The 16,086-nt window shown below is 73.0% G+C and carries 18 protein-coding genes and 2 pseudogenes; 11 read left to right on the top strand and 9 right to left on the bottom strand.

Annotated features, from left to right (window positions below; all coding sequences use genetic code 11):
- Nucleotides 1–103: 103 nt before the first annotated feature.
- The 3 genes from SPRI_RS00530 to SPRI_RS00520 all read left to right on the top strand — a co-directional run bounded on the left by SPRI_RS00530 (nt 104) and on the right by SPRI_RS00520 (nt 2,974).
- Nucleotides 104–454 carry a YciI family protein gene (locus SPRI_RS00530; RefSeq protein WP_005322036.1) on the top strand — a complete coding sequence of 117 codons (351 nt, stop codon included), beginning with the start codon at nt 104–106 and terminating at the stop codon, nt 452–454.
- 5 nt (nt 455–459) lie between these two features.
- Complete coding sequence (locus SPRI_RS00525; protein WP_005322039.1) at nt 460–1,746, top strand: RNA polymerase sigma factor; 1,287 nt, start codon at nt 460–462, stop codon at nt 1,744–1,746.
- Nucleotides 1,747–2,134: 388 nt separating this feature from the next.
- Nucleotides 2,135–2,974 (top strand): DUF899 family protein, encoded by an 840-nt coding sequence (locus SPRI_RS00520; protein ID WP_005322042.1) that lies wholly within the window; start codon nt 2,135–2,137, stop codon nt 2,972–2,974.
- 52 nt (nt 2,975–3,026) lie between these two features.
- Here the strand turns inward: SPRI_RS00520 and SPRI_RS00515 are convergent, their stop codons facing one another.
- Entirely contained in the window at nt 3,027–3,548 is a 522-nt protein-coding gene (locus SPRI_RS00515; protein ID WP_005322045.1) for a cupin domain-containing protein, read from the bottom strand.
- Between the two features lie 90 nt (nt 3,549–3,638).
- Between SPRI_RS00515 and SPRI_RS00510 the strand changes: the two genes are divergently transcribed.
- From SPRI_RS00510 to SPRI_RS00500, 3 genes and pseudogenes are all read left to right on the top strand, one after another.
- Complete coding sequence (locus tag SPRI_RS00510; RefSeq protein WP_005322047.1) at nt 3,639–3,959, top strand: hypothetical protein; 321 nt, start codon at nt 3,639–3,641, stop codon at nt 3,957–3,959.
- Nucleotides 3,960–4,170: 211 nt separating this feature from the next.
- Entirely contained in the window at nt 4,171–4,440 is a 270-nt protein-coding gene (locus SPRI_RS00505) for a hypothetical protein (protein WP_053556607.1), read from the top strand.
- Nucleotides 4,441–4,453: 13 nt separating this feature from the next.
- Nucleotides 4,454–4,664, top strand: a pseudogene (locus tag SPRI_RS00500) (RidA family protein); the annotation flags it as partial.
- A gap of 122 nt (nt 4,665–4,786) precedes the next feature.
- Here the strand turns inward: SPRI_RS00500 and SPRI_RS00495 are convergent.
- Nucleotides 4,787–5,668, bottom strand: coding sequence for a PaaX family transcriptional regulator C-terminal domain-containing protein (locus tag SPRI_RS00495; protein WP_005322054.1), 882 nt, complete (start codon nt 5,666–5,668; stop codon nt 4,787–4,789).
- On the bottom strand, nt 5,665–6,303 hold the full coding sequence (locus tag SPRI_RS00490) for a GNAT family N-acetyltransferase (RefSeq protein ID WP_037775662.1): 639 nt from the start codon (nt 6,301–6,303) through the stop codon (nt 5,665–5,667). The genes SPRI_RS00495 and SPRI_RS00490 overlap by 4 nt, the downstream gene beginning before the upstream one ends.
- A 118-nt stretch (nt 6,304–6,421) precedes the next feature.
- Here SPRI_RS00490 and SPRI_RS00485 point away from each other — a divergent pair, with 118 nt between their 5' ends.
- The gene (locus SPRI_RS00485; protein WP_037775664.1) at nt 6,422–7,486 is read left to right on the top strand and encodes an alpha/beta hydrolase family protein; all 1,065 of its coding nucleotides are present in this window, start codon (nt 6,422–6,424) and stop codon (nt 7,484–7,486) included.
- Nucleotides 7,487–7,797: 311 nt separating this feature from the next.
- Here the strand turns inward: SPRI_RS00485 and SPRI_RS00480 are convergent, their stop codons facing one another.
- Nucleotides 7,798–8,538, bottom strand: a complete 741-nt coding sequence (locus SPRI_RS00480) for an NAD(P)-dependent oxidoreductase (RefSeq protein WP_005322061.1) — start codon at nt 8,536–8,538, stop codon at nt 7,798–7,800.
- A 100-nt stretch (nt 8,539–8,638) separates the two neighbouring features.
- Here SPRI_RS00480 and SPRI_RS00475 point away from each other — a divergent pair, with 100 nt between their 5' ends.
- Nucleotides 8,639–9,319, top strand: coding sequence for a TetR/AcrR family transcriptional regulator (locus tag SPRI_RS00475; RefSeq protein ID WP_005322063.1), 681 nt, complete (start codon nt 8,639–8,641; stop codon nt 9,317–9,319).
- A gap of 63 nt (nt 9,320–9,382) precedes the next feature.
- Here the strand turns inward: SPRI_RS00475 and SPRI_RS00470 are convergent, their stop codons facing one another.
- The gene (locus SPRI_RS00470) at nt 9,383–9,937 is read right to left on the bottom strand and encodes a pyridoxamine 5'-phosphate oxidase family protein (RefSeq protein WP_005322065.1); all 555 of its coding nucleotides are present in this window, start codon (nt 9,935–9,937) and stop codon (nt 9,383–9,385) included.
- A gap of 229 nt (nt 9,938–10,166) precedes the next feature.
- On the opposite strand from SPRI_RS00470, the gene SPRI_RS00465 reads away from it, so the two are divergent.
- Entirely contained in the window at nt 10,167–11,393 is a 1,227-nt protein-coding gene (locus SPRI_RS00465; protein ID WP_005322067.1) for an MFS transporter, read from the top strand.
- A gap of 109 nt (nt 11,394–11,502) precedes the next feature.
- Here SPRI_RS00465 and SPRI_RS00460 read toward each other — a convergent pair.
- The 3 genes and pseudogenes from SPRI_RS00460 to SPRI_RS00450 all read right to left on the bottom strand — a co-directional run.
- Nucleotides 11,503–11,664: pseudogene (locus tag SPRI_RS00460) on the bottom strand (multidrug ABC transporter permease); the annotation flags it as partial.
- A 52-nt stretch (nt 11,665–11,716) separates the two neighbouring features.
- Nucleotides 11,717–12,745 carry a zinc-dependent alcohol dehydrogenase gene (locus SPRI_RS00455; protein WP_005322075.1) on the bottom strand — a complete coding sequence of 343 codons (1,029 nt, stop codon included), beginning with the start codon at nt 12,743–12,745 and terminating at the stop codon, nt 11,717–11,719.
- Entirely contained in the window at nt 12,738–13,169 is a 432-nt protein-coding gene (locus SPRI_RS00450) for a tautomerase family protein (RefSeq protein WP_037775665.1), read from the bottom strand. Before SPRI_RS00450 ends, SPRI_RS00455 begins: the two co-directional genes overlap by 8 nt.
- Nucleotides 13,170–13,268: 99 nt before the next feature.
- Here SPRI_RS00450 and SPRI_RS00445 point away from each other — a divergent pair, with 99 nt between their 5' ends.
- Entirely contained in the window at nt 13,269–13,859 is a 591-nt protein-coding gene (locus SPRI_RS00445; protein WP_005322079.1) for a TetR/AcrR family transcriptional regulator, read from the top strand.
- Between the two features lie 287 nt (nt 13,860–14,146).
- Here SPRI_RS00445 and SPRI_RS39020 read toward each other — a convergent pair whose 3' ends face one another.
- A complete protein-coding gene (locus SPRI_RS39020) occupies nt 14,147–14,446 on the bottom strand; it encodes a hypothetical protein (protein WP_005322085.1) in 300 nt (99 codons plus the stop codon).
- A gap of 349 nt (nt 14,447–14,795) precedes the next feature.
- Here SPRI_RS39020 and SPRI_RS00435 point away from each other — a divergent pair, with 349 nt between their 5' ends.
- A complete protein-coding gene (locus tag SPRI_RS00435; protein ID WP_005322087.1) occupies nt 14,796–16,070 on the top strand; it encodes an APC family permease in 1,275 nt (424 codons plus the stop codon).
- Nucleotides 16,071–16,086: the final 16 nt, after the last annotated feature.

Here is a 16,086-nt window from a genome sequence, read left to right as displayed (position 1 = left end):
GAAAAAAATCGGGGGACGGTGTCGACAGAGCGCCACCCCGTTCGTCGTCATGGTGTGCGGCGCCCGCCGCACGAAGACGATCAGGACCTGAAGGAGCCGGACCATGAAGTACATGATGCTGATCAACAGTGGCGCGACCGACGAGAACGGCGGAGCCGCCGAATGCGGCGTCGAGGACTGGATGGCCTACGACAAGGCCGTGCGGGACGCCGGGATCCTCGTCTCGGGGGAGTCGCTGGCCGACCTGGTCACCGCCACGAAGGTCCAGGTCGCCGCCGACGGCGAACGGACCGTCACCGACGGGCCGTTCGCCGAGACCCGCGAAGTCCTCGGCGGCTTCTACGTCATCGACGTGCCGGACCTGGACGCCGCCCTCGACTGGGCCGCCCGCTGCCCCGGCGCACGCGGCAGCGGGTCGGTCGTGGTGCGGCCGGTCGCCGACTTCGGGGCCTGACGGCGATGGAGGCGCGGCCGGCCGGCACGGACAGGGCGGTGGAGTCGGTCTTCCGTGAGGAACACGGCCGGCTGCTCGCCTCCCTCGTACGCCGTTTCGGAGATCTGGACCTGGCGGAGGAGGTCGCGTCCGAGGCGGTCGAGGCGGCGCTGGTGCACTGGCCGGTACAGGGGGTGCCGGACCGGCCCGGCGCCTGGCTGCTGACCACCGCCCGGCGCAAGGCCGTCGACCGGCTGCGGCGCGACCAGGCGTACGCCGCCCGGCTCGCCGTCCTCCAACTGGAGGCGGACCGGGCCGGCCCCGCCCCGGCCCCCGGCACCGGCGCGGACAGCGATCTGCCCGACGAGCGGCTGCAGTTGTTCTTCACCTGCGCCCACCCCGCCCTGCCGCCCGAGGCCCGGGGAGCCCTGACGCTGCGCTGCCTGGCCGGACTGACGACACCCGAGGTCGCCCGCGCCTACCTCGTGCCGCCATCGACGATGGCCCAGCGGATCGTGCGGGCGAAGAAGAAGATCCGCGAGGCCCGGATCCCGTTCCGGGTGCCCGGCGCCGACGAACTGCCCGGACGCCTGCCCGGCGTCCTCCAGGTCCTCTACTCCATCTTCACCGAGGGCTACACGGCCAGCTCGGGCCCCGACCTCCAACGGCTCGACCTCGCGGAGGAAGCCGTCCGCCTCGCCCGTATCCTGCACCGTCTGCTCCCCGCCGAACGGGAGGTCACCGGACTGCTCGCCCTGATGCTGCTGGTCCACGCCCGCCGCGCCGCCCGCACCGGCCCCGACGGCGAACTCGTGCTCCTCGAGGACCAGGACCGCGACCGCTGGGACCGCCCCATGATCGAGGAAGGGCTGGCCCTGGTGCCCCCGTCCCTGACCGGCGGCCCGCCCGGCCCGTACGGCGTGCAGGCCGCGATCGCCGCCCTGCACGACGAGGCGGCGGACCTCGCGACCACCGACTGGCCGCAGATCGTCGCGCTCTACGACGTGCTGCTCAGGCTCACCCCCTCCCCGGTCGTCGCCCTGAACCGGGCCGCCGCGGTGGCCATGCGCGACGGCCCCGAAGCGGGTCTGGCGCTGCTCGACGACCTGGCGGGGGAGGAGCGGCTGCGCGGCCACCACCCGTACCCGGCCGCCCGGGCGGACCTCCTGCAGCGCCTCGGCAGGCTCCCCGAAGCAGCGGCGGCCTACCGGGAAGCACTCGCCCTGGCCGGCACCGAACCCGAACGGGCCCACCTGCGGCGCAGACTGGACGCGGTCGAACAGGCCGGCCCGGACACCACGCACCACCCATGAACCCCCGTATCCGCGATGCCGCGCTGGCCGAGGTCTTCTCGACCCACCCCCGCGGCAGGCCGGATGCCGACGGCCGGCAGCCCTTTGAACCCTCCGCGTCACCGTGCAGGTCGGATCACCCCCCGCCTGTGCGGGGACCACCCCCAGGGCATGCAGCAGCCAGCGCGACCAGGTGGGAGGCGTTGACGGCGCGCCAGCGGCTTGGGCGGACTCGATGAGCTTGTATGCCGACCCGCGCAGAGGTCGTTGGCCGCTACGGTGAGTGATGCCGTGGGTATGTTCGGAGACGGTGGAGCCGGGTCGGATGCGCGTGACGGCGATCCCGACCGGCAACTACGTTGCTGAGGAGGGACCCTTAGTCACGACGAAGCGATCCCAGGAGCCGCTGATGTCCGAGAACCCGAGCAAGGCGCAGCCGCCGGTCGTCGACCGAGCGACCTTCGAGCAGCAGTTGGAGGGGCTGCGGGCGAGGGAGAAGGCCCACACCCGCGAAGGCGACGCGATCGCCGCCGCGCGCCGCAGGCTCCCGATGGTCGAGGTGGCCGCGGACAGCCCGCTGCTCGGGCCGGACGGTCCCATGACGCTCCTGGACGCGTTCGAAGGGCGACGCCAGATGATCGCCTACTACTTCATGTGGTGGCCGGGCCGGCCGGCCGCTGAGCAGTGCGAAGGCTGTACCTGGGTGATGAGCCACGTGGGCGAGCTGGCTTATCTGCACTCCCGTGACATCACCTTCGCCGTGTTCTGTCAGGGGCGGAACACGGCCTACGGCTTCGGGGATGCGCAGACGTCGTACGAGGAGAGCCTGCGCTACCGCGCCTTCATGGGCTGGGCGATGCCGTGGTACTCCGCCCAGCCCTCGCTCGAGTCGCTTCTTGTCGGCCGGGAGCTCGGCTTGTTCCACCTGGTGTGCTACCTGCGCGACGGCGATCGTGTTTTCGAGACGTTCTGGACCAAGCGTCGCGGGGCCGAGGCGGTGGACTACAGCTACGCGCTCATGGACCTTACGGTGTTCGGGCGTCAGGAGGACTGGGAGGACTCACCGGCAGGCTGGCCGCGCCTCGGGCAGGCCACGCGGACCCTGGGCGGGGCCCCCGACTGGCCGCCGCTGTGGGAGTGGCCGGGTGGACGTCCCACAGCACAGTGGCCGCGCGTCGACGCCGGCCGCTCCGATGACTTGGGCGTCACCGGCACCGGCCCGGCGACCGAGTCCGGTCACTGCCACTGATGGCGGATGGGCGATCGAGGACTATTTACGCGGATGTGGGTGGCTGCGCCGATCACGCCGACGCCGCCAGGGCGGCACGCCAAACGGGGCTGTCGACGTAGTGGTTGTCGAAGCGTTCCGCGGACTCGGCGATCTCCTTCGGGTCGGCCTCACCGCGCATCACCCGGCTGAGCAGGCGCAGGTAGTCGAACCGGCCCATGCCGGGCGTGAACACGAACAGGACGTCCGCCGTCGCGCCGGGCGCGGCGGCGAAGGCATGCGGGGTGTGCGGCGGCACGGCCAGGAAGTCGCCCTCGTCCAGGACGGTGATCTCCTCGCCCACCAGCACCCGCAGGGATCCGCTGATCACGAAGAACAGCTCCGTCGCCCTGGTGTGGAAGTGGGCCGGGGCGCCCACGGCTCCCTCGGCGAAGGTGGACCGGTAGCTGGTGAAGCCGCCGGGCGTGGCGTCCGACTCGCCCAGCAGCGTCATGACACTGCTGGGGTCGGCGCAGGTCTCGGCGTCGGCGCGGCGGGTCAGCACCGCAGGAAAGGGCGTGGTGGACGTGGACCCGGTGGGCGTTTCCTCAGTCATGATCACGACCCTACGGTCCGAAGTGCCCTGCGGGCAGGGTCACTTCGACACCGAAACCCTGGGCCAATCCGCACCGGTCATGATGGGGTCATGAGACCCGAGATCCAGGCCTTCGTCGCCGGCGGCCCCCTGCCCGACCAGGATGCCGACGAGGACGAGATCGACCGGCGCGTCAGGCAGCTCGAAGCCGTCCCCGCGCCCGTCACGGCCGAGGAGGCGCAGGCACTGGCCGGCTGCTTCGGCCCGGACGACTGCTACGGCGTCGCCTGGACGCTGCTGCACCTCATCGAGACCGGCCCCGGCCCCGTCCCTGCGGTGCGGCCGCCCGGCCCGGGCGCCGACGAGTGGCACCACACGCTCTGGAACCGGTGGGGGAGCGGGGAGTTCCCCGGCGACGCCCCGTCGAGCTGACGCCCCAGCCGCAGCGGCCCCGCGCCGCCATTGCACCGGGCCGGCCCCCGCCCTGGCGAGGCGCCAGCAACCCGGGCGCACGGACAGCGGCCTGTGCCTGCCGACCCACCGCCGCCGACCTACCGCCGCCGACCCACCGCCGCCGGCAGGCGGGGGCCGGCACGCGGGGCCGGCCCGCCGGACTGTCAGTGGCGGCTGCGACGCTGGCAGCATGGACGAGCAGATCATGCGCGGACGCGTCTACGGCGCCGATCACGAGGACCCCGACCCCGGCCCGCAGCCAGGACACGACTACGTCGAGCTGGTGGGCGGACCGCTCGACGGGCTGCTGCTGGACGTCACCGGCTGGACGCCCCGACAACTGCACGAAGGAGCCGTGCTGGCCACCGAACTCGGCCGCTACGGAGCCGGCGGCCGCTCCCTGTACGGCCCGAGGAACGGCGCCCCCCGGTTCTTCGACTGGGAGGACGACAGTCCCTGAGCCCCAGGGCCAGGCGTCTCTCCACGACGTCATCAGTACAAGGGTTCTGGTCGCATCGGCCCGGCGGGAGGATTTGGTGGCTGCCTGGGAGGCGGTCCGGGACTCGTTCGCCGACCATGACGTCCCCAGCACCCTGATGGGCGGCACTGTGCTCGGCACTGTGCTCGGCTACTAAGGACCAGCTCGTCGAGATCGAGGCCGTGGCAGCCGTGCTCGACTCTTGAGGCCATTGACACACCACGGGGGCTGAGCGCGCCCGGCCGCAAGTCCCTGGCGGGGGATCACGACTGCGTGACTGCCGGCCGCCTGTCAGGGCGGCCGGCAGTCACGGCAGGCAGCGGCAGAGTCAGCCGGCCTCGGCGGGCTCCTCGGCTCGTGCCCGGGTGATGTCGGCGTAGAGGCGGAAGAGGGCCGGGCGGGTCTCGCCGCCGTCTCGTTCACGCAGGGCCGTCCAGCACCGGGCGACGAGCTCCCGGGCCTGGGTGCCGGGCCAGGGCCGGGGCAGGAGCTCGGGCGGCAGCAGCGGGTCGGGCTCCATGGCTCGGGTGAGTTCGGCGGCCAGCTCCACCGCGATGGTGAGGAGCGCTGACGGGGAGAGGCCGGCCGGGCCGGTGAGCCGGTCGAGGCGGGGCCGGGCGAGGCGGCCGAGGCGGTGGTAGCGGTCGGCGATCTCCGGCAAGGGCCACAGGCGGCGGGCGAGTTCGGCGGGCTCGCGGATCTCGCCCCTGCGCAGGTCCGTGGTGGTGAGCAGGGTGAGCCCGCCATGGGCGCCGAGGCGGTGGGCCGCTTCTTCGACGTACGGTTCCCAGGCGTTGGCGCAGACGTACAGTCCGCCCTGGAGCGGCGCGCCGCCGAGGTGGACGAGCGTCTCGCGCAGGGAGTCCCGGGCCGTGCGCTCCGATTCGGGCACCGCGAAGGCGGCCAGGTGCCAGACACCGTCCCAGGGCGCGCGCCCGGCGTCCTGCTCGAACGCGTGGCGGAGGAAGTCCGCGTTGGGGGAGAGGGCACGCATCGTGTCCGCGGTCGCGTGCAGCTGCGCCTTGCGGCCCCGGCCCTCGTGGGTGAACCGGCCTTCGGCCACAAGGCGTTTGACGCACAGCCGCACCTGCTGGTCGCTCATGCCCAGGGTGTTGGCGACGGTGTACAGCTCGTCCGCGTCGACGGTGCCGTCCTCGCGGACCAGTGCGTGGACGAGCATGCGGGTGGGGATCTCGATGCGGTCGGTCACGGTGTGTGCAGTCCTCTCGGCCCGTTCGCCCCGACAGGGCGGCGCATGGTGGTCGCCGCGCCGAAGCCCAGCAGTCCGCGCAGGTAGGGGGTGTGCTCGGTCCGGACGGCCGTGAAGCCGCGCCGCTCGTACAAGGCCCTGGCGCGCGGGTTGGTGTCGATCACGTCCAGTCTGATCTCCCGGCAGTCCTGTTCCGCCGCGACGGCGGCCACTTCCTCGAGGAGCAGGCTCCCGATGCCGCGGCCGCGGGTGCCCGGGTCCACGGCGATGCCGTCCATGACGAGCTGCCCGGGGGCCGGGTGGCGTTCGAACAGGGCGAGCAGCGCGAGCCGGTGCAGTCCTCGCAGGTGCCCGTACGTGCGCAGCACGGCGGAGGCCGATCCTCCGGTGAGGGACCGGCCGCCCAGTTGGTAGCCGGCGAGGCCGACGAGCTGCCCGTCGAGGAGCGCGCACACCGCCCGGTCGGCGTTCAGGTGGGCGGCGAGGAAGGGCACCGCCTTGTCCGGCGGGTTCAGGGCGGGGCCGAGTTTGCGGCCGAAAGCGTCCCAGTACAGCTCGGCCGCCCGCCGTTCGGCTCCGGCCGGAACACCCCGCCGGACCGTCACCGCTCCCGTGTCCGTCCCGTCCGGTCCCATACCGTGCCTCCTCGTCGCGTCGCACCCTCGACCATAAAACTATCATCCTTACGACGATCGTAATTGTGATGATAGTTTCAGCGGCATGTGAACCCCCGAACAGAGGCGGTCAGATCTCATGCGTCGAAAGCCCCGGCCCCTACGGCGCGAACTCCGCACAGCCGTGTGGGCACTTGTCACGGTCCTTCTCGTGGCCACCGGTCTCGCCGGTGTGGTCCTGTGGCAGAACTCCTACGACATGGAGGAACAGCGCGTCTCGATCCGCCACGGCGGCCACACCCTGAACGGCGTCCTGGCCACCCCCAAGGACGGCCGCACCCGGCACGGCCTCGTCGTCTACATCCACGGCGACGGACCCGTCGACGCCACCCATGACGACGGCTACCGGCCCATGTGGGAGGCGAACGCCGAAGCCGGGTACGCCTCCCTGTCCTGGGACAAGCCCGGCGTCGCGGGCGCCCCAGGCGACTGGCTCGCACAGTCCATGGACGACCGGGCCGACGAGGCGGCCGCCGCCATCGCCTGGGCACGCGCCCGCCCGGACATCGACGGCGACCGGATCGGGCTCTGGGGCGCCAGCCAGGCGGGCTGGGTCCTGCCGAAGGTCGCCGCCAGGACGCCCGTGAGCTTCGCCATCGCCGTCTCACCCGCCGTCAACTGGCTCCGGCAGGGCCGCTACAACCTCCTCGCCGGGCTGCGCGCCGACGGCGCGTCGGCAGCCCGCACCGACGCCGAGATCGCCAGGAGCGACACCGTCCGCCGGCTGCTGCGACGCCACGCGACCTTCGAGGAGTACGTCAGGACGATGGGCGGCGAGGCGGACGGCATGACCGCCGGCCGTTGGCGCTTCATCTCCAGGAACCACACCGCCGACGCCACGCAGGACCTCCGAGCCCTGCGCGGCGTACCGGTGCTGCTGACCCTCGCGGGTCATGACGTGCACGTGGACACCGCCGACACGGAACGCGTCTACCGCGCGGTGCTGGACGACGGCGGCGCACTGACCGTCAGGCACCACCCGGACGCGACCCATTCGCTGGTCAAGCAGACCCTCGAGCAGTCGGAGCTCAGGATCACGCTCACCGCGCTGTTCGCCCCCCGCTCGCTCTTCGCGGACGGATTCCTGGACGGCCAACGACAGTTCCTCGACGAACTCGACCGAGGCGGCAGCGCCACCCCGTGACACTCCTGCCGCCCCGGTGTGGGCGCGCCCGCGCCGCACGGCGGGGGAGCCGGCGGTGCGGGACCGGTACGGCGACAGCCCCCCCGTGACGCGGTCCGAGCGCGCGCCGAAGCTTCACCGGCGACCGGCGACCGGCGACCGGCGACCGGCGGGACGCGTCGACGCGTCGCGGATCTCGTCGACAGCCCTGGTCCTCAAGAGGGCCAGGGCTGCCTGCGCGGTCGGCGGGGGAGAGCGGCGCGCTCGACGGCGTACGCACGCCGCGGGTGTTCACGCCCCAGGCGCCCAGGCGGTCTTCGGGCCGCGGCTGTTCAGGCCGTGTTCTTCGCGCGGGCGTGGGCGAGGGCCGACGGGGTCAGCCGGCCGACGATGGCCGGGGCCTCCCGGACGAGGGCGTCGTCCTCCGCCGCGGCGACCATGAACAGGGCGAAGTCCACGCGACGGGTCAGGTTGCTCGCGAGGAGCGGGTCACCGACATGCCGGCTCCACACCGGCAGCCCCTGGCTCCCGCCCTCCTCCAGGTCGCTGCCGCGGACGACCGTCCACTCGGTGTCACTGGCGAAGATCTGCCGGCACGCCTCCACCTGGTCGTCCAGGTCCGCCACCCGGGCCAGTCTGGCCAACCGCCCGAAGACGGCCACGAAGGCCCTGAGCCTGCGCGTGTACACGTCCTTCCCGTCACGGGTGATGTGCCAGCCGCAGGAGAACACCAGCCGGGCCCCCGCGGGCGCCGCGTCCAGCACGGCCCGGGCCGTGCCGGAGGAGTAGCGCTTCATCCCCCACGGGACCAGCACCGTGAGCACGGCCTGGCATCCCTCCACCGCCCGCGCGACGACCGCACGGTCGTCGGTCGCCCCGGGGACCACCGTGATCCGCCCCTCGAACTCGGCGAGCTTGCCGACGCTCTGCTCCCGGCACACGCCCACCACCTCGTAGCCCCGGTCCAGCGCGTGCCGCACCATGTACCGCCCGAGCTTCCCGGACGCGCCCACGACGCACATCCTCTTGCGCGGACCCGTTCTTCGGGCCTCCTGCGAGCCGATCGGTTCCATGACCTTCGCCCTCCCTCGCCCCACCCGTCCTTACGCTGTAAGGGTGTGCCTTACGAAGTAAGGTTGTCAACCTGCGAAGCCCACCCAGGGGAGGAAATCCGTGGCCACCGAGCCAGACCGCACGCCGGCACCCCGCCGCCGGCCTCTCACCAAGGACACGGTCCTGCGGACGGCGCTCGCGCTCGCGGACGAGGCCGGCACCGGCGCGCTCACGATGCGCAAACTCGCCGACCGGCTCGGCGTCGAAGCCATGTCGCTCTACCACCACGTCCGCAACAAGGAAGCGATCCTCGACGGGATGATCGACCTCCTCTTCGGCGAGATCGAACTCCCGCCCACGGACCTCCCCTGGCGGACCGCGCTACGACGGCGCGCCGTCTCGACACGCGACGCGCTGATCCGCCACCCGTGGGCGATCGGCCTCATGGACTCCCGCAGCAACCCCGGCCCCGCGACCCTGCGCCACCACGACGCGGTCATCGGCTGCCTGCGCTCGGGCGGCTTCACCATCGCCGGCGCCGCGCACGCGTTCTCCGTGCTCGACAGCTACATCTACGGATTCACACTCCAGGAGCTGAGCCTGCCGTTCGAACCGTCCTCAGGCATCGAGGACCTGGCCGACTCGATCCTCGAGCAGATGCCCGGCGACGAGTTCCCCCACCTCACCGAGATGATCACCCACCACGCCCTCGCACCGGGCTACACGTACGCGGCGGAGTTCGACACCGGGCTCGACCTGGTCCTCGACGGACTGCAACGACAGCGCGAAACCTGGCTCTGACCCGCCCGCATCGCGCCCCGGCGCGTCGGGGCGCGATGCCTCACCCGCCCGGGGCCCCGTCGCTCAGAACACCCACCGCGTATGGCTGTAGACCCCGTTGTCGCGGCCGAAGCCGTACGCCGTGGTCGGCGCCACCGCGAACAACACCGCGTCCCCGCTCCGGAACGAATCCCCGATCCCGTGGAACGTGCCTTCTGGCGAGGTGATGTGCGGCCCGTACTTCGCCTCGTGCGCCGCGATCACCTCCTCCAGCAGCGCCGGATCGGTGACCCGCTCCGCCTTGCCCTCGATCACGAGGTCGAACCCTTCGGTGAGCGCGTTCCCCCCGGTGGTCAGCGCGCAGTGCACGTCATGAGAGAGGTTCTTCGCCTTCTGCTCTCCCGGGCCGGTCGAGAAGTACAGCACCCCGTCGTGCCACGCGGCGATCACGGGCGTGACATGCAGCCGGCCGTCGGGCCGCACCGTGGACACCCAGAAGATCTCGGCGGCCTCCAACTGCCTTTGTGCCTCCGCCCACTCGGTGGCGGTGACCCCCGCGGCACCGGGGCGAGGGGTGAGCGCGGAGCTGTAGCGGGCGTCGAGCTCGGCCGTGGGCTGCTGTGCCGGTCCTGTGGGCATGGCGGATCTCCTTCTCGTCCCCCTCCTAACGACCGACAGGCCACGCCGACATCACCCCGCACCCGTTCGTGTCCGTCTGCACGCCCCAGGAGGAACACCTGGCGGCCCCACGCCGCATTCGCGACGCCCCGACGCCCCGACGCCCCGACGTCGCGACGTCGCGACGTCGCGACGTCGCGGCGCCGCGAGGTCCGGCCGGTCGCACCCGGGCGCTCGTAGGGTGACCCGCATGATCGTCCGCAAAGGTGAGGGCCACCGTCCCGGCTACGCCGCGGCAGCCGTGGTGTTCGCGATCGGCATGGCCGGCACGACCCTGCCCACGCCGCTGTACGGGCTCTACCAGCAAAAGATCGGCTTCTCCGAGCTGATGGTGACCGTGGTCTTCGCCGTGTACGCCGTCGCCGTGATCGCGGTGCTGCTCCTCGTGGGCAACTACTCCGACGACGTCGGGCGCCGGCCCGTCCTGCTGTGCGCCATGGCGCTGTCCGCCGCCAGCGCCGGATGCTTTCTGCTGGAGACCGGCCTCCCGCTGCTCTTCGCCGGACGGCTCCTCTCCGGATTCGCGGCCGGACTGCTCAGCGGCGCTGCGACCGCCGCGATCATCGAACTCGCCGGACCAGGACAACGGGCCCGGGCGGGCTTCGCCGCCACCGCGGCGAACATGGGCGGTCTCGGCTGCGGCCCGCTGCTGTCCGGGATCCTCGCCCAGTACGCGGCGCGCCCCCTCGAGCTGGTCTTCTGGGTCCACATCGGGCTGGTCGCCGTCGCCGCCGTGATCATCCGCTTCCTCCCGGAGACCGTCGAGCACCCGAAACGGCTTCCCCCGCTGAAGCCCCGAGGAGTCTTTGTGCCGAACGAGGTGAAAGGAGTGTTCGCCCCCGCCTCCGTCGCGGCGTTCGCCGGCTTCTCCCTCCTCGGCCTGTTCACCGCCCTCGCCCCCAGCTTCGTGGCCCGGACACTCGACGTGCACAACCTCGCCGTCACGGGAGCGGTCGTGTTCTCCGTCTTCCTCGCCTCCACCGTGGGGCAGTCGCTGAGCGATCGCATCGGCTCCCGCCGGGCCCTGCCCGCCGGCTGCGCGGTCCTCATCGTCGGCCTTCTGCTGGTCGCCTGGTCCCTGATCGCCGAGTCCCTCGCCGTGCTCGTGGCCGGCGCCCTGTGCGGAGGCGCGGGCCAGGGGCTGGCGTTCCGGGCGGCCCTGTCGCTGGTGAGCGGGGCGGCGCCCGCCGCACACCGCGGCGGCACCATCTCGGCGTTCTTCGTCGTCGCCTACACCGGCATCTCACTGCCCGTGGTGGGCGTGGGCGCCGCGGCCCGGTTGTGGGACCTGCGCACCGCCGGCCTGGTCTTCGCCGGCTGCGTGATGCTGCTCGCCGCGTGCGCCGGGGTCTACTCGGCCCTGAGAGCGCCGGCCGAACCCACCCGGGTCCGCGACGAAACCAGTGAGCGCGGGTGACCCGCCCCGCCCCGTCGGGCGGCCCACCGCGCGAAGGGGCGGCCTCCCGGTCGATCCCGGGAGCCGCCCCCTCGCGCTGTCGCCCGGCATGAGGCCGCCGGGCGGCGTGTCACCGCGTGACCTCACGGTTGAACACCGAGCGCGACCACAGGTAGCCGAGCACACCCAGCCCCGCGCACCAAGCCAGGGCGATCCAGCCGTCGTTGCCGATCTCCGTGCCGAGCAGCAGCCCGCGCAGGGTCTCGTTGACCGGGGTGAAGGGCTGGAAGGCCAGCGGCATCGGGACGTTGCTCGCGGCCCTCGCGGCCTCGATGGTGAGGCGGTCAGCTCGAGGCCCGGCCCGGGGTGATGCCGCGAACGAAGACGGGCTTGAGGTGCTTCTCCGGCAGCGCGTCGAGCAGTTGCTCCCAGTCGAAGACGTGGGAGACGACGCGTTCGGGCGCGACCTTCCCGGACGAGGCGAGGTCCAGGGCATCGGGGATGTGTGCGCGGACGTTGTCGCGGGCGATGCGCAGGGTGACGCCGGTGAGGTACATGTCGAGCAGCGGCAGTTCACCGGGGCGGAAGTGGTTGCCCGCCGACTCGCAGACCCCTTCCGGGGCCAGGGACCTGACGGCGAGCCCGAGCTGCTCGACGCGGCCCGTGGCCTCGACGGCCACGTCGAAGCCGTGCGGGACCGGCTCGATCGCCTCGGCCGTGCGGGCGCCGTAGCTCTCGGCGAGACGGCGGTGCCCGGCATCGGGGTCGACGTAGAGGACGTCGGAGGCGCCGAACGCGCGGGCGATGTCGCACACGTACAGGCCGATGCTGCCGCGGGCGACGACCAGCACCCGGGCGCCCGGCCGGGCCCTCAGGTGCGGGGCGACCAGGCGCCAGGACAGGGACCAGTTGTCGCTCGCCGAGGCCATGGCGACCGGGTCGAGACCGGCCGGCAGCGGGACCAGCATGGCGTCCGCGTACGGGACGCGGACCAGGTCGGAGAAGAGCCCGCCCCAGCTGCCGCCGATCGGCGCGCCGTACATGGCCATGTGCGGGACCGAGGTGCAGTGGGCGGTCAGGCCGCTCCGACAGTGGGCGCAGGTACCGCAGTTGACGGCCCAGGGCACCACGACCAGGTCGCCGGGGACCACGCCGGTCACGTCCTCGCCGACGTCGGTGACCTCGGCCACGCATTCGTGACCGAGGGCGAACGGCGGGTCGATGAAGCCGTGCCCGGCCAGGATGGAGGAGTCCACGTCGCAGGCGGTGGCGGCCACCGGCGCGACGATCGCCTCTCCGGCGGACCGCACCTTCGGGTCGGGGGCCTCGCGCCACTCGACGGTCCGCCGCGCGACGTAGGTCAGTTCACGCATCGGCCTGCCGCCCCTTCGCCAGTGCCACCAGGTCGGCGTACCGGACGACGGAGCCGCCCGCGCCCCAGGTGCCGTCCGGCTGCTCGTTCACCAGCACCCACACGCGCGGCGCCTCGGCCGGGGAGAGCCCGGCGGCGGCGAGCACGGTGGCGGTGGCTTCCCGGGCCAGTCCGGCCTTGCGCCGCTCGGACAGCGCTCCCTGAGGCACCGTCACCTCGACGAGGAAACGGGGCGCGTCGTCCTCGGCCGTCACCTGCGCGCCCCCGGGCAGCTCGGTCAGGTAGCTCCACGCCTGGGCCCGGAAGAAGGCCGTGTCGGGCGCCCCCTCCCACCGCAGCAGCACGGCGGCGAGGTCCCTTTGGACCGTCGCGCGCCCCTGACCGGTCAGGGCACCGGTCGGGACGGTCAACCGGATCATCGGCATGGCAGCTCCTCGGTTCTTCCGACACGCGTTATGACAGTCGTCATAACGGGAGGACACGCTAGACTATGACGGTCGTTATAGCCAGAGGGGAGTGCACGGGTGGTCAGGAGCAGCAGCGGTACGCAGTCCCGCGAGCGGATCGTGGCGGGTGCCGCCGACATGATCAGCCGCCGCGGGCTGAGCGCCACGAGCATTCGGGAGATGGCCAAGCATGCCGAGGCGCCGCTCGGATCCACCTATCACTACTTCCCCGAGGGCAAGCAGCAGTTGGCCGCGGAAGCCGTCCGCCACACGGGCGAGTGGGTCGCCCGCGCTCTGCGCAAGGAGCTCGAGGCCGGCCCGGCCGCCGGACTGCGCGCCTTCCTGGCCCTGTGGCGCAAGATCGTCGTCGACACCGACTTCCACGCCGGATGCCCCGTCCTGGCCGTGGCCATCGAGGAACCCCCGGCCGACGAGGTACCGCCCGCCCTGGCGGCCGCGGCCGAGGTCTTCGACCGGTGGGAGGGCCTGCTCGCCGACTCCTTGCGCGAACACGGCGCCGACGCCGAACAGGCGGCGCAGGTCGCCACACTCATCGTCGCGGCCGTCGAGGGCACCGTGGCCCTGTGCCGCGCCAAACGCAGCACCGAACCCCTGGACCGCACCGCGGCACAGCTCCAGGCCCTCATCGCCACCACCATCAGCGGCTGAACGGACCGCCGGCCGCGCTCACGACAGCGCGGTCACGTGCCCTTGTGCGGCGCGGTCCGCGGCGGACGCGGCGCCCCCTTCGCGGCGAACGCGGCGCCCCCTTCGCGGCGAGCGCGGCGCGCCAGGCCGCGATCCTCGCGGCACCGGTGCCCCTCCCGGCGAACGCGGGACACCCGCCCGCGCGTTTCTCATGCGCCGAGCGCGGCGCGGACGGCCTCGGCCTCCTCCTCCGTGAACACGCCGCTGTCGAGGAGGGAGAGAGCGGACAGGACGCCGCCGCGCGAGCCTCAACTGCCCTCGTCGATCACGCGGAAAGTCACCCACCAGGCCGGCGACGGCTCCGCCGCACCGCAGGCGTCGGCCATCGCGGCCAGGACGCGCTCGATGACCTCGGTACGGACCTCCTGGCGCCAGTCGCCGTCGCCGTCCATGACGGTCACGTCGATCACCATTGCGTCGGCCCCCGGCCCCGCATCCGCCGCCAATAGGCCGCCGATGGCCATCGAGTCGGACCCGCGCTCGGTGAAGTGCACCTGGAACCCGGCTCGCGCGGCCGGGGCGAACCGGCCGGCCTCGGGCACGAGCACGGCGCCCGTCAGCGTCTCGGCTCCAGCTCGCGGCGCTGCTCCAGGCTCAGGCGGCCCGTCGCGCTGTTCACGGTGATGACGGTCATGACTCTCCCTATGACGACTGTTATGAACCGAGCCTGCACGGCGGTATGACGAGTGTCATAGCCTGCTGGGTCGGACGGCTGACCTCGGCTGCGACGAGCCGTCCGATCCAGCAAAGGGGCCTCCGCTCCGGGCGGAGGCCCCTTCCTCATGTGCGGCCCCAGACCCCGGGGTGCGGTCGAGGGCGGCCTGGCCCCGTCCCGTATCGTCTACCGATATCGGAGTCCGTAAGACGTGCGGCGGGGCGCCGCCGAAGGAGTGGGGCATGAGCAAGCCACCGGCTGCCGCCGGAGTGCCGGACGAGCTGCGTCGGCGGCTCGGGGTGCCGGACGCGGTGATGATCGGCCTGGGGGCGATGATCGGCGCGGGGATCTTCGCCGCCCTGGCCCCGGCCGCGCAAGCGGCCGGCTCCGGGCTGCTGATCGGCCTGGCGCTCGCGGCGGTGGTCGCCTACTGCAACGCCACCTCCTCCGCCCGGCTGGCCGCCCGCTACCCCGCCTCCGGCGGCACGTACGTCTACGGCCGCGAGCGGCTCGGCGACTTCTGGGGCTACCTGGCCGGATGGGGCTTCATCGTCGGCAAGACCGCATCCTGCGCCGCGATGGCGCTGACGGTGGGCTCGTACGTGTGGCCGGGCCAGGCCCATGCCGTCGCGGTCGCCGCGGTGGTGGCGTTGACCGTGGTGAACTACGCCGGGGTGCAGAAGTCCGCCGTGCTGACGCGGGTGATCGTGGCCGTGGTCCTGGCGGTGCTCGCCGCCGTGGTGGTCGCTGCCCTCACCTCCGGCGCCTTTGACCCGGCCCGGCTGGGCATCGGCGACGACGCGACCGTGGGCGGGGTGCTCCAGGCGGCGGGCCTGCTGTTCTTCGCGTTCGCCGGCTACGCGCGCATTGCCACCCTGGGCGAGGAGGTCCGCGACCCCGCGCGCACCATCCCCCTGGCCGTCCCGGTCGCGCTGGGCATCACCTTGGTCGTCTACGCCGCCGTCGCGGTCGCCGTCCTGACGGTCCTCGGCCCGGAAGGGCTGGCGCGGGCCGCGGCCCCCCTGTCGGACGCGGCCCGGGCCGCAGGTGCCGACCGGCTGGTGCCGGTCGTCCGCGCCGGCGCGGCGCTGGCGGCGCTCGGCTCGCTGCTCGCGCTGATCCTCGGCGTGTCCCGCACCACGCTCGCCATGGCCCGGGACCGGCACCTGCCGCACGCCCTGGCCGCGGTGCACCCGAGGTTCAAGGTGCCCCACCGCGCCGAACTCGCGGTCGGCGCGGTGGTGGCGGTGCTCGCCGCGACGGCCGACGTGCGCGGGGCGATCGGGTTCTCCTCCTTCGGCGTGCTGGCCTACTACGCCGTGGCCAACGCCTCCGCCTGGACCCTGAGCGCGGAGGAGGGCCGTCCGGCGCGGATCGTCCCCGTCGTGGGACTGGCCGGCTGCCTGGTCCTGGCGTTCGCCCTGCCGCTGTCCTCGGTGATCTCCGGTGCGGTGGTCCTGGCGCTCGGCGCCGCCGCCTACGCGGTGCGCCGGAAGGTGGCCGCCCGCACCTCCTAGCGGCGACGCGCCGGTC

It is taken from the genome of Streptomyces pristinaespiralis, from assembly GCF_001278075.1.
Classification (GTDB): domain Bacteria; phylum Actinomycetota; class Actinomycetes; order Streptomycetales; family Streptomycetaceae; genus Streptomyces; species Streptomyces pristinaespiralis.
This window is presented reverse-complemented; position numbering and strand designations above follow the sequence as displayed.